The 12816-nt window shown below is 35.6% G+C and carries 10 protein-coding genes; 2 read left to right on the top strand and 8 right to left on the bottom strand.

Annotated features, from left to right (window positions below):
• Window positions 1-23: 23 nt before the first annotated feature.
• The 3 genes from H9650_RS09530 to H9650_RS09520 all read right to left on the bottom strand — a co-directional run bounded on the left by H9650_RS09530 (window position 24) and on the right by H9650_RS09520 (window position 5140).
• On the bottom strand, window positions 24-2825 hold the full coding sequence (locus H9650_RS09530) for a 2-oxoglutarate dehydrogenase E1 component (protein WP_191697057.1): 2802 nt from the start codon (window positions 2823-2825) through the stop codon (window positions 24-26).
• A gap of 270 nt (window positions 2826-3095) precedes the next feature.
• Window positions 3096-4466: a HAMP domain-containing sensor histidine kinase gene (locus H9650_RS09525; protein ID WP_151109995.1), complete on the bottom strand. Its 1371-nt coding sequence runs from the start codon at window positions 4464-4466 to the stop codon at window positions 3096-3098.
• The gene (locus tag H9650_RS09520; protein ID WP_191697056.1) at window positions 4463-5140 is read right to left on the bottom strand and encodes a response regulator transcription factor; all 678 of its coding nucleotides are present in this window, start codon (window positions 5138-5140) and stop codon (window positions 4463-4465) included. Before H9650_RS09520 ends, H9650_RS09525 begins: the two co-directional genes overlap by 4 nt.
• A 611-nt stretch (window positions 5141-5751) precedes the next feature.
• Here H9650_RS09520 and H9650_RS09515 point away from each other — a divergent pair.
• On the top strand, window positions 5752-6297 hold the full coding sequence (locus H9650_RS09515; RefSeq protein WP_191697055.1) for a GNAT family N-acetyltransferase: 546 nt from the start codon (window positions 5752-5754) through the stop codon (window positions 6295-6297).
• Window positions 6298-6335: 38 nt separating this feature from the next.
• Here H9650_RS09515 and H9650_RS09510 read toward each other — a convergent pair whose 3' ends face one another.
• Window positions 6336-7412, bottom strand: coding sequence for an undecaprenyldiphospho-muramoylpentapeptide beta-N-acetylglucosaminyltransferase (locus H9650_RS09510; RefSeq protein ID WP_151110001.1), 1077 nt, complete (start codon window positions 7410-7412; stop codon window positions 6336-6338).
• A gap of 40 nt (window positions 7413-7452) precedes the next feature.
• Between H9650_RS09510 and H9650_RS09505 the strand changes: the two genes are divergently transcribed.
• Window positions 7453-8805, top strand: coding sequence for an MATE family efflux transporter (locus H9650_RS09505; RefSeq protein WP_151110003.1), 1353 nt, complete (start codon window positions 7453-7455; stop codon window positions 8803-8805).
• A 66-nt stretch (window positions 8806-8871) separates the two neighbouring features.
• On the opposite strand, the gene H9650_RS20755 is transcribed toward H9650_RS09505, so the two are convergent.
• From H9650_RS20755 to H9650_RS09485, 4 genes are all read right to left on the bottom strand, one after another.
• Window positions 8872-9846 (bottom strand): CAP domain-containing protein, encoded by a 975-nt coding sequence (locus tag H9650_RS20755; RefSeq protein WP_318245401.1) that lies wholly within the window; start codon window positions 9844-9846, stop codon window positions 8872-8874.
• 160 nt (window positions 9847-10006) lie between these two features.
• On the bottom strand, window positions 10007-10267 hold the full coding sequence (locus H9650_RS09495) for a hypothetical protein (protein ID WP_151110004.1): 261 nt from the start codon (window positions 10265-10267) through the stop codon (window positions 10007-10009).
• On the bottom strand, window positions 10260-11165 hold the full coding sequence (locus tag H9650_RS09490) for a CobW family GTP-binding protein (protein ID WP_191697054.1): 906 nt from the start codon (window positions 11163-11165) through the stop codon (window positions 10260-10262). Before H9650_RS09490 ends, H9650_RS09495 begins: the two co-directional genes overlap by 8 nt.
• Window positions 11166-11268: 103 nt before the next feature.
• Window positions 11269-12783 (bottom strand): S41 family peptidase, encoded by a 1515-nt coding sequence (locus tag H9650_RS09485; protein WP_151110008.1) that lies wholly within the window; start codon window positions 12781-12783, stop codon window positions 11269-11271.
• Between the last annotated feature and the right edge of the window lie 33 nt (window positions 12784-12816).

Here is a 12816-nt window from a genome sequence, read left to right as displayed (position 1 = left end):
ATTTTCCTCCTCTAATGCTTTTCTTACAAACTTTTTAATGCTTCTTCAATAATTCTTGCTTGTTCCACTTTATAAGTGTCGATATCACCTTCTGCAGGGCTAGAACGATGAACACGCCCTACATATTTAATATCTTTTCCTTTAGCAATATCCAGTAAATATGGAAGTGCAAAATTCCATGAACCCATGTTCTCTGTTTCTTCTTGAGCCCATACAAGCTGTTTCAGGTTCGGATATCGATCTACAATTGCTTGAATTTTTTCTTCTGGGAATGGATATAGTTGTTCTACACGAACAATATGCATAAACTCATGGCCATCTCCATCTTTGACTTTGTCTGCTAAGTCAATTGCTAATTTACCACTAGCAAATACAATTTTTTCGACCTTGTCAGTTTGTTGACCTAAACCTGGTTGTTCAATAATTGTTTCAAACTTACCTTCAGTCAATTCTGCCACATCCGCACCTACTAATGGGTGACGAAGTAATGATTTCGGTGAAACGATTACTAATGGTCGAATTGCATCTTCTTTTAACATTTTAGCTTGTCTGCGAAGAATATGGAAATAATTTGCCGCGCTAGAAAGGTTGGCAACTGTCCAGTTGTTTTCAGCAGCAAGCTGTAGATAACGCTCTAAACGTGCACTTGAATGCTCTGACCCTTGCCCCTCAGCACCATGTGGTAACAGCATTACAAGCCCTGATTTTAGTCCCCATTTAGATCGAGCAGAGCTGATAAAGTTATCAAACATCACTTGTGCCATATTCGCAAAGTCACCATATTGTGCTTCCCAAATAGTTAATGAGTTATTATCTTCTAGGTTATAACCAAACTCAAAGCCTAGTACAGCAGCTTCTGTTAAAGGACTATTATGCACAGTAAAGGACGCTTTTGCATCGCTTATACTATGGATAGGAGTCAACTCCGCACCAGTTTTTTCGTCATGCAATACTAAGTGTCTATGAGAGAAAGTTCCACGCTGAGCATCTTGTCCTGTTAAGCGAACAGAGTTTCCATCTTGAATAATGGTTGCTAAAGCAAGTGTCTCTGCATGACCCCAATCAATTTTCCCTTTTCCTTTAAATGGTTCTTCACGGCGTTTCAAAATTTTCTCCAATTTTTTAAACGCTGTAAAATCAGATGGCCATGTTAAAAGTTCTTCATTGATTTTCTTCAGTCTGCTTTCCTCAACTCCCGTTGGAAGCTCAGGCATACCTTCTAGAACTACTTCTGGAATAATAATTTCATGTGCCGTAGTTTGTGGAAGCTCTTTCACGCGATCGTATGCTTCCTGCATTCCACTGAAAATAGTTTCGTCAAGCTTGGTAACCTCATTATCTTGGATTACCTTTTCATCCACTAATTTTTGTCCATAAATTTTACGCACAGTAGGGTGCTTGTGAATAATATGGTACATCTGAGGATTAGTCACTAATGGCTCATCCATTTCATTATGACCGTATCTACGGTATCCAAGTAAATCAATAACAATATCTTTACCAAATTTATTGCGGTATTCATGCGCTAGCTTCGCAACACCGATAACTGCCTCTGGATCGTCCGCATTTACATGAATGACTGGAACCTCATATCCTTTAGCTGGATCAGAAGAATAGAAAGTTGAACGTGAATCATAATGTTCAGTTGTAAATCCAATCATATTATTAGCAATGATATGAATAGACCCACCTGTTTGGAAGCCTCTTACTCTACTATAGTTTAATACTTCCGTTACAATCCCTTGCCCTGGGAAAGCAGCATCTCCGTGAACTAAAATAGCATACGCAGCATTCTTATCCTGAACCGGCATTCCTGACTGATCAGTAGCTTCCTGAGCTGCACGAGTTTGCCCAGTAACTACTGGACTTACTACCTCTAAGTGAGAAGGATTGTATGCCAATTTTAAAGTTAACCCAGACGGAGAATGATAAGCAGCCCCCTTATGGTACTTAACATCGCCATACCACCCCTCTGACAACTCTAAAGAACCGTCTTTTGGTAGGAAGGATTCTGAAGGGACATGTGCAAATTCAGCGAACATCATTTCGTACGGTTTCTTCAGAACATGTGTCAACACATTTAAACGTCCACGGTGGGCCATCCCGATGTTAACTTGTTTTGTTTTTGTAACGTTAGATTGTCTTACCAATTCATCGATTAGCACTACTAAAGTATCTAATCCTTCAATTGAAAATCGTTTCGCACCTACAAACGTACGATGGATAAATTTCTCAAATCCTTCTATTTGTGTTAAACGTTTCAATAATTCTTTCTTTTGCTCAGTAGATAAACCCTCTAATACAACACCTTTTTCAATCTTGCTCTGTAACCATTTACGCTCTTCTACATCAACAATGTGAGAAATCTCAAAAGCAATTTTATTCGTATAAACTGACTTTAAATACTCTATAGCCTCTAAACCATTGTTAACCGTACTCGGTGCATCTTGTAGTAAAAAGCCTACAGGAACATCTTTTAAATCGGCAGGAGTAAGACCATACGTCTTAAAATTGATCCGAGAATCATTTTTTTCTCTGTCATTTAAAGGATAGATATCTGCAGTCAAATGCCCGTGTGCACGAATTGCATCAGCCAATTCGATTGCACGAACTACTTTTTCAAAATTGTTTGACTCTACTGCTGGGGAGTTTGTTCCTGTTGCAGTAGAATTTCCTGTCAAAACAGGTGCACCATACTCTTCAAATAAACTAACTAATTCTTGATCTACTTCTTCAGGTGATTGAAGGTATAGATCATACTGCTCCATCACATAACCAAGATTGGGCCCCGAAAAAATGGACCAAGGTGTTTGCTTGTTCGACATTTAAAAAAACCTCCAACATATTGTGCCAATTCTGGCATTAATGAATAGTACATTAAAAATAAATGCAAAAGCCTGAATACGAAAGATATACTTATTTATTCATTAAATCTTCACATTTACAGTTTACCACTCTTTTAGTTAGACTGAAAGAGTTCAACTATAAGAACAATTTTTCCATATCCATCTTACTACTCTCTCAAAAAAATACAATCCTTTTTGGCAAATTAAATTACTATTTCCATAATTTTTTTATACTTTAAAAATGAATGATTATTCACTTGTAAATTTAGGGAAAAATAGCAAGAAATTTGAACCGTTACTGTTACTTTGAACCTGGATATTACCTTTATATGCACCAACCAATCTTTGTACGATGCTAAGGCCTAATCCAGATCCACCTTTCGTTTTTGTTCTTGCCTCGTCGGCTGTATAAAAACGATCAAAAATTCTAGGAAGTGACTCTTCTGTTATACCAACTCCGTTATCTGAAACAATAATTACAGTCTGGTCAGACTCTTCCTTAGCTTCAATAATAATGGAAGGCTTTTTTTCATTGTATTTTATCGCATTTTCAATTAAGTTCCTTAGAATCTGCTCTAAGGTTGTATTAGGCATATTTACTACTATACTTTCACTACCTTGATAAACTATTGATGCTTCTGGAGATAAAACCTGAAATTTTTGTTCAAGTTCTTTAACCACTAGAAAAACACTTGTCCTAGCTTCTTGAATAGTTCTTTCGTTTTTTGCAAGTTTTAGCATTTCTTCTATTAGTGTTTTCATTTTTTGTACTTCTAAAAGAGAAATGTCCAGTGATTCATCTAGGACCTCTCGCTCTTCCTTCCCCCATCTATTAAGTAGAGCAAGATGCCCTTCCACTACTTGTATAGGAGTCCTTAGCTCATGAGATACATTATGGATGAATTCATCTTGTCTAGAGATAGTTTCATTCACCTCATTCATTAGCTCTTTATAGATCTTCATCAGTTCTCCAATTTCATCATTAGAGATTTTCTCAAAATTTACTTCTTTAGAAAACCTAGTATCCTTGGCAAGCTGCATTTCATCGCGTAGCTCTTTGATAGGTTTAAGTAAAAATGCGGACAAAGAATAGCCAATAAACGCGGACAGAATAAGAGCGATGAGCGCAAAAATTATCATGGCCAATTTGATGTATTGCATGAGCTCTTTAAAATTAGCTAGGCTATGAGAAATTTCTATATAACCCTTAAATAAACCAAAATCTAATTGTGCGGACTTTAGGTAAATAGGCTGGCCCTTTACTTCGTCTTTCTTGAATTCTTCGATTGTAGAAGCTGAAAATTCTTTAAAGGGGCTGGCATCATTAATACGAAGTAATTCAATCCCATCTTCATTTAAAATTCTTACCGATTGCTCTTGGTTAACAAGCTGATTAATAAGAGTACGATTTCTTTGAATGTCCTGTACACTTATAACTGGCCCTTGCGACTCGAAGAAGCTAACCACTTCATTAAGTGTGTTTTGAGCAACTTTTTTTTCGGACATTAGCATCCAGCTAAAGATGGAGAAGTATAATATAATACACATCATTAAAAAGCTTAGAAAGATGGATAATGCTGCGGAATATGTCCATTTCTTTTGCAATGTCCACTTAATCATGAGCGCATCACATATCCTACTCCTCGAACTGTTTCTATTAGAGAAGCAATTTCTTCGGGCAACTTTTTTCGTAGATGTCTAATATAAACATCCACTACATTTGTCTCCACTTCCGTTTCAAAGCCCCATACCTTTTCTAAAATATGATCTCGAGTTAATACGATGTCGCAGTTTTGCATAAAGCATACTAAAAGATCATATTCGGTTTTAGTAAGGTTTATCTCCTTCTTATGGAAAGATACCTTATAAGCCTGTTGATCAATCTCCAAACCTTTTATACCTAAAATATTATGCACGCTTGTTGCTAATGGTATTGCTCTTCTTAAAACGGCACGTATTCTTGCAAGTAACTCTTCTATTGCAAAGGGCTTTACGACGTAATCATCTGCTCCTGCTTCTAAACCAGATACACGGTCAATCACAGCATCTCTGGCAGTGATTAAAATAATGGGAACATCCTTTATTTTTCGGACTCTACGACATATTTCTAGACCGTTTAAATTTGGTAGCATGACATCTACTAACAACAGGTCATATGTGTTATTTAAAGCCAGTTCAAATCCCTCTCTACCATCATAGGAAACGGTGACATCAAAATTTTCATGTTTAAGTTCAAGTTCTACAAACTTCGAGATATTTTTCTCGTCCTCTATCAATAAAATATGTTGTTTCATTTTTACACTTCCTTTAAAAAAATACCGCTCATAATGAACGGCATTTGTGGTATATGATTGTTTTTATCGATGTTATATTAATATACAATATTTGTTCTATAGAAGCTCGTTAACTGTATAGCAGTTCTATGACATACTTGATTTCGATACATTCTAATGTATTTATCATAGTACTCTTTAATCAGTGCCTTAATTTGAGAGAAAAGATATATGACAAAGCAGTTGTGAGATTATATAATAGTAAAAACTGCTATTTAGTAATAACAGGGAGACTAAGAATTTTCAAGCGAAAAACATTTCCCTAAATACATATAATTTAATCATATGTATTTATTGTGAAACATACAAGTGTGTAACATTATTATTTTTTAAAAATGTAAAATTTAACACTATGCAAAACGACAAACATCAAGTATATTATTCTATGCAAATAATTTTATAAGGCAAAGGTTACTTTGCCGAGGGAAGGCAAATGGTGCGCCACCAGTAATTAAACTGGTTCTAGTAGGTTCGATTCCTACCCCGAAATTTTTTATGCAATTCGAAATGAAAAATTTCAGGGGAACTAGAATGACTATGTTCATTGTTAGTTCTGGAGGAGGCGTTTTTTTGTGTTGAAAAAAAGAGAATTACATGAGTGTACTATTCTATTTGAACTCATGTCTGAACCTACTATTATGCCATTTGTTCGTCATAAAGCTTATTCTGCAGACGAATACTGGTTCCTAACAAAACAATTAATGGAGGAAGAGCTTGCTGGAACAGCAATTTCTCGCACAATTATGAGTGACTATGGGCAACCTATTGGCACAATAAACCTTTTTGATATTAAACACGGGTCAGGCTTCTTAGGCACTTGGATTGGATCACAATTTCAAGGTCAAGGCTACAATAAAAAAGCTAAAGAACAGTTTTTAGAAGAATTGTTCTTTGACCTAGATATTCACACCGTATTTTTACGCATAAGAAAAAATAATGTTAAGAGCATTCGCGCAACGGAAAAACTGGGATACGCTCTAAAAGCAAATGAATCCCATACAGTGATTTATGATGAGATCAATCAAGGTACTGACCAATTCGATTTGTACTATATACCAAAGGACCTCTTCCACATGAAAAAGCTACATCAAAACAGAGAAGAAGAACAAGCGATGTAACCAAAAAACTCCCGTCAAATATTTTGACGGGAGTTTCATTAGTTTTTGTAGGTTAGTAATAACTCTGTAAACTGCTCTGGCGTCTTTGAAGAATTAGCCATGCACTGAGCATCTATTATTTTCTCTTTGTTCAAAGCAAGAGCAGAAATTGAGCTCATAAAAGTCTCGGATGTTAGATTCTCCTCTTCTAGTACGATAGCGTATCCTTGCTTCTCAAAGAAATTTGCATTTAAAACTTGATCCCCTCTACTTGCGTTCTTAGAAAGAGGAATTAACAACATAGGTTTTTTTAGCTCTAAAAATTCAAAAATGGAGTTAGAGCCCGCTCTACTAATAACATAGTTAGTGATTTTCAGTAAATGGGGCAATTCGTTTGTTACATATTCAAAAGCTACATAATTAGGGTTATTCTTTAAAGTAGGATCTAAGTTTCCTTTACCGCAAAGATGAATAATTTGAAATCTTTTTGTTAAAGATTCAATATTGTCCTTGATTGCAGTATTAATATTTTTTGAACCTTGGCTCCCTCCCATAATAATAATCGTTTCTTTAAGAGGACTAAAGCCTGTTAGCTCTCTGGCAATTTTTTCGTCTCCTTGAAATAAATCAGGGCGTATTATTGCACCGATAGAAGAGGATTTATCCTTAGGAAGATACTTTAAGGTTTCTTCGAATACAGAAAAAATATGTTCTGCAAAAGGGGTAGCAATTTTATTTGCTAGACCTGGAGTAATATCGGATTCGTGTATAACTACAGGTATATTCGAAAGTTTAGCTGCAACCACGACTGGTACAGAAACAAAACCCCCCTTAGAAAATACAATAGAAGGTTTTACCTTTCTTAAAATTCTAAGAGCTTGCATAGTTCCATACAAAACTTTGAAGGGATCTGAAAAATTTTTTACAGAAAAATATCTCCGAAGCTTTCCATTTGAAATGGAGTAATATGGTAAGGTAGGAAAGCCTTTTTCAATGATAGTTTTTTCAATACCATCGGATGATCCGATATAATGGACCTCGTAGCCCTTTTTTAACAATTCGGGAATAATCGCTTCATTTAAAGATACGTGACCAGCAGTTCCCCCACCAGTCAGCACTATTGTGTTATTATTCATTTTAATCTCCTAACTATTTATCTAAAGGATGTATGCCAAAATGCAAGAAACGAAAACCTTAAAAGAAAAGACTAAGTATATGATTAAAATAGTGCTTCCTATCTTAATCACACAGGTCGCACTCTATTTAATGACTTTTTTTGATATTTTAATGACAAGTAAATATAGTATCGAACATTTAGCAGGCGTTTCTATAGGTTCGTCTTTATGGGTGCCAGTATATACTGGATTAACCGGAATCCTACTAGGCATCACGCCAATTGTAGCACAATTAATCGGTGCAAAAAAGCATGAAGATGTAAGATCCTTTGTCCAGCAGGGTTTCTATATTGCAATTCTACTAGCCTTTTTTATATTCATAGGTATTATAGTACTCATTGATCCCATTTTGAATATTATTCCCCTTGAAGCTAATGTACGCGAAGTGGCGAGAAAATATTTATTGATGATGTGTATAGGTCTGATTCCTTTATTTCTTTATAGTGTACTACGTTCTTTTATTGATGCTTTAGGAAAAACTCGTGTATCGATGTTTGTCACACTTCTTTCCGCACCTATTAATATAGCGTTAAATTACGTACTGATATACGGAAAATTCGGTTTACCAGCCTTAGGTGGCGTGGGGGCGGGATTAGCTTCTTCATTAACCTATTGGCTTATTTTATTTATTACTATTTTGATTGTAAAAAACAATAAACCATTTGCAGACTTACATATATTTCAGGGCTGGACTATGCCTTCTCTTTCAAAATCCAAAGTGTTAACAAAAATAGGTTTGCCTATTGGGCTATCCCTTTTTGCTGAGACTACTATTTTTTCTGCGGTTACTATTATGATGAGTGTGTATTCTACTGCAGTAATTTCAGCTCACCAAGTAGCGATGAATTTTACTTCGTTGTTATATATGATTCCTTTGAGTATTGCAATGGGGGTAACTATATTAGTTGGACACGAGGTAGGAGCAAAAAAATATCAAGATGCCAAGGTATACAGCTGGCTTGGAGTATGTACGGCAGTAGTATTCAGTTTCGTCTCGGTTTCTATTTTAATCATTTTCAGAGAAGCAATAGCAGGTATTTATACAAATGATTCTGAAGTAATTAATTTGGCCGTTCAATTTTTCTTTTTTGCAGCACTCTTCCAATTGTCTGATGCCATACAAGCACCGGTTCAAGGTGCATTGAGAGGATATAAAGATGTGACAATCACTTTTATAATGGCAATTATATCTTATTGGGTTATCGGGCTGCCAACTGGCTACTTACTAGGAACCTACACCTCCTACGGACCATTTGGTTATTGGATTGGATTAATTGTTGGTTTAACAATAGGAGCAATTACGTTAGGAACTCGACTTGTATATTTACAGAAAAAATTTTCGATAGTCAGTTAAGCATATATAGAGCTGTTTATCATTAAAAAAGGTGTAAGTGAAATCAATCACTTACACCTTTTAATATTATTTACTAATAAATTGTTGTGTCCAGTAATATCCGCTATCTGACAAACCTACTCCGATATGAGTGTAGCTTCCGTTCATAATATTAGCTCTGTGTCCAGCAGAATTCATCCATCCTTGGACTACTTCTTCTGCACTTCTTTGACCCATTGCGATATTCTCAGCTGCTGATTTGTAGTTAATTCCTAATGATTTCATTTGATCAAAAGGAGAACCATACGTAGGACTTGTATGTGAAAAATAATTATTATCTTTCATATCCTGTGATTTAAGCTGCGCTGATTTAGTTAAAGCAGAATCGATTTGTAGTGGTGCTAGACCTTCTTTTGCACGCTCTGCATTTGTTAAGTCAACCACTTGTTGAATAACAGAAGAAACCTGAGCTTTTTCTGAATTAGTATTACTTTCAGTTTTTTCAGTAGCTTGAGCTTGCTGAGTAGGTTGAGGAGTTGTTGCTGCCTCTTCTTTCGCTTCAGCTTTTGGTGCTGTTACTTCTTCTTTTGCTTCAGCCTTTGGTGCTGCTACTTCTTCTTTTGCTTCAGCCTTTGGTGCTGCTACTTCTTCTTTTGCTTCAGCTTTTGGTGTTGCTACTTCTTCTTTTGCTTCAGCCTTTGGTGTTGCTACTTCTTCTTTTTTCACATCTTTAGGTTGAGTAACTTCTTTTGTTGTTTCTTTTGAATCTTTCTCTACCTGTTGTGTTGCTTCATGTTTCTTCTCAGCTTCTGCTTTGATGATTTTTGCTAGGTTAGCAACGATTAAATCTTTATTTATATTAACCTCTTGAAGTAATTTATCACTTGCTTTGTCACTCCAAGCCAATTCTTTAGAGTTTATCTTTAGAGACTTCCATTGGATGGATGTTTTTGCCTCAGAAGTAGTTTTTGAATTGCTAGCATTTGTTTCTGCAGATGCTGTAGTAACAGTAAATAATAATCCTCCTGCTAGGACACCCGCCATGATTTGCTTTTTGTTCATTTTCATTTCCTCCTTCTTTTGTGCTCTCTCATTTTAAACACAAAATCAGTAGAAAAAATTTTATAATATATTCCAATTTGACCAACTCTATATAAAAATACCGAAGTAATAAAGGATTCTCTTTCAATGAAATGGAAACACTATCCAAACAATTAAAATATTAGTTTTTCAAACCTATTGACAGTTTCACATATTCCTCATTTATCACAGATAATATCATCTCTTTTTGTATTTGTGATAGATTACTATTATTCACACGTGCCAATGCCATCGATAGCTTCCTTTCTATAGAAAGCTTTGCACGTGGATGAGTGTATTCATCTAATAGTTCTGACTTTATAATACTTCGCACGTCTTCTTCAGTTATATCTCTTACTAAAGAAATACGATTCTTATATATCATTTTAAATGCCTCAATCATTCCCCGTATCTCCAACTATCTGTAATTTATCTATTTGCTCACCGATAATTACAATCTGAGGAGCCATTTTCATGTATTCTGGCAGCCATTGAATCATTCCGTAAGCATATTGAAAGAGAAAAGGATTCTTATGTCCCTCAAGCGGCACGTATCCTTTCATTCGATAAACTGTATCTGGGAGATTTCTTATCCATTCCTCAAAGGTTTCCTGATTAATAGGTTCCTTGAATGTGTGTAATCTAGATGATAAGAATAGTTGCTTACCTATTGATACTTCTTGAACTTCTTTTTGATGAAATGTAGCTTCAAGATTTTGAATAGCATTTATAGAGATTTTGCTATTAGATGTCTGAATAATGGGCGCACTACTATTAATAGCTTGTAGCTGCATAGAGACATTAAATACCTCTTCCTCAGTTAACAGGTCCACTTTGTTTGCTACTATTAAATGAGCGTGTCTAATTTGCTCAAGGAATAACATGCGCGTCTGAGGACTAAGCTTCTCACGTTCTAGCCATCTTTTGCAATCTGCTACCGTGATAATACCTTTAATGTTTAATTCATTTGCAAACAAAGGTGAAAAAACAGCATCTAAAGCTTCTACTGGATGTGCAGCTCCAGTAGTCTCTATTAGTAACACATCAAAATCTTCTCCTGCCAACAAGGTTTGGAGCTGTGCTTCCATTTTTTCAGAACCGGTACAGCAAATACATCCCTCTAACATTTCCTTAAGAGGTATATCTTCGTCTACTGCCCTGCTGTCAAATGCTAATTTGCCGAGCTCATTCATAATAACTGCAGGTTTAATCCCTTCTGCCTTAAATTGAGCAATAAGATTAGATAGAAGAGAGGTTTTGCCACTTCCTAAAAAACCACTCAATAAATATACATCCTTCACTTGCTCATACACCTCTTTCTATATATTAGAAGAAAAAGCTGACCATAATAGGTCAGCTCTTTTCCTCACTAAATTAAATATTATAGTTGGTAAAGATAATAATTTACTTTTTGATCAAATCTTTCGCTACTTCTTCAGCTTTTGACAATTGTGGATCTTCGTTTAAAAGCTTCTCGCGAAGTTTATCCATTAATAGATATGCTGTTTCACCAGTAATTTCACCAGTAGTTTCAAGCTTATTATCTGATTGGAATTTTTTAACCGCCGAAACCATTTGATCATTGAAGCTACTGTCTATTTTCCCAACCTCGTAGCCTACAGCCTTCAGCATTTCCTTGGCATTTTGAACTGCTTCTGAAGTCATCCCTGACTTTAAGACCTCAGCACTATTTAAAGGAGAAAGCATAGCATAGGATGGATAAGCTACTTCATAATCTGGTGCGATACCTTTATCATGAATCCAGTTACCTTCAGGTGTTAGCCATTTAGCAGTTGTAATTTTAATATTGGATCCATCAGGTAGGTTATTCACAGATTGAACAGTACCCTTACCAAATGAGTTTACACCCACTATAGGTACATTTGAAGATTCACTTAGCGCTCCAGCTAGTATTTCTGAAGCCGAAGCACTACCCTCATCAATTAAAATTGTTACAGGAATATTTACACGAAGCCCTGGAGAAGCAGCGATTGGTTCTTTTACAAGTTTATTTTTATCTGTTTTAGTTTCAATTTGAACAATATTTTTACCTTCTTCGATGAAGAGGTTAGAAATGTCCACCGCTGATTCGAGCAAGCCACCTGGATTTTGTCTCACATCCAATACAAGTGCCTCCATACCTTCTTTTTCCATTTCTTCTATTGCTGTAACAAGTTCATCATACGTATCATCTGAAAAACTAGAAATAATAATATGGGCAACATTGTCATTTAGCATTTCAGCGTAAACTGTTTCTATAGGAATATCATCGCGAACTATCTTCATTTCCATCAATGCACTATCTCCACGTTGGATAGAAAGAGTAACCTCTGTCCCCTTTTTACCACGTATTAATAATACTGCTTCGGAAACACTGTAGCCTTGAATATCCTTACCGTCGACCTTTAATACTTTGTCATTTGGTAGTAACCCAGCTTTTTCAGCAGGTGAATTTTTTATAGGAGAAACAACTGTAATAGTGCCATCTTGCTCTTGAATCTCTGCACCAATTCCCTGAAAGCTTGAGTGTATACTATCGTCAAACATCGAAGCTTCATCTTGATTCATATATTCTGAATAAGGATCTTCTAGAGCATCTATCATTCCATTGATTGCTCCGTTAATAACATCATCCTGATCAATTTCTTTATAATATTCTTTTACTAATTTATCATAGGCCAAATATAATTTCGTAAATTCAGCTCTTTCACCCACATATTCTGTCTGTGAATTTTCTGTATTGACTTTACTTCCCTCATCCTTGTTATTCAAAAGAAAAAGGGTTGTAATTCCAGATGATACTATAACGAGGGTAAAAATCATTATCCATAACACGAAAGGCTTCATTTTTATATACTTAGAAGCATCAGTTGAAATTTGTTCTTGTTCCTCATTGTTTCGTTGCTCTTGTTCGTCCAAAATCTTCACCCTTTTCACACAGTTCATCTTTTA

The organism is Psychrobacillus faecigallinarum (assembly GCF_014836595.1).
In the GTDB taxonomy this organism is placed as follows: Bacteria; Bacillota; Bacilli; order Bacillales_A; family Planococcaceae; genus Psychrobacillus; species Psychrobacillus faecigallinarum.
The sequence above is the reverse complement of the archived record's forward strand: the minus strand, read 5'-3'. Positions and strand labels throughout refer to the sequence as shown.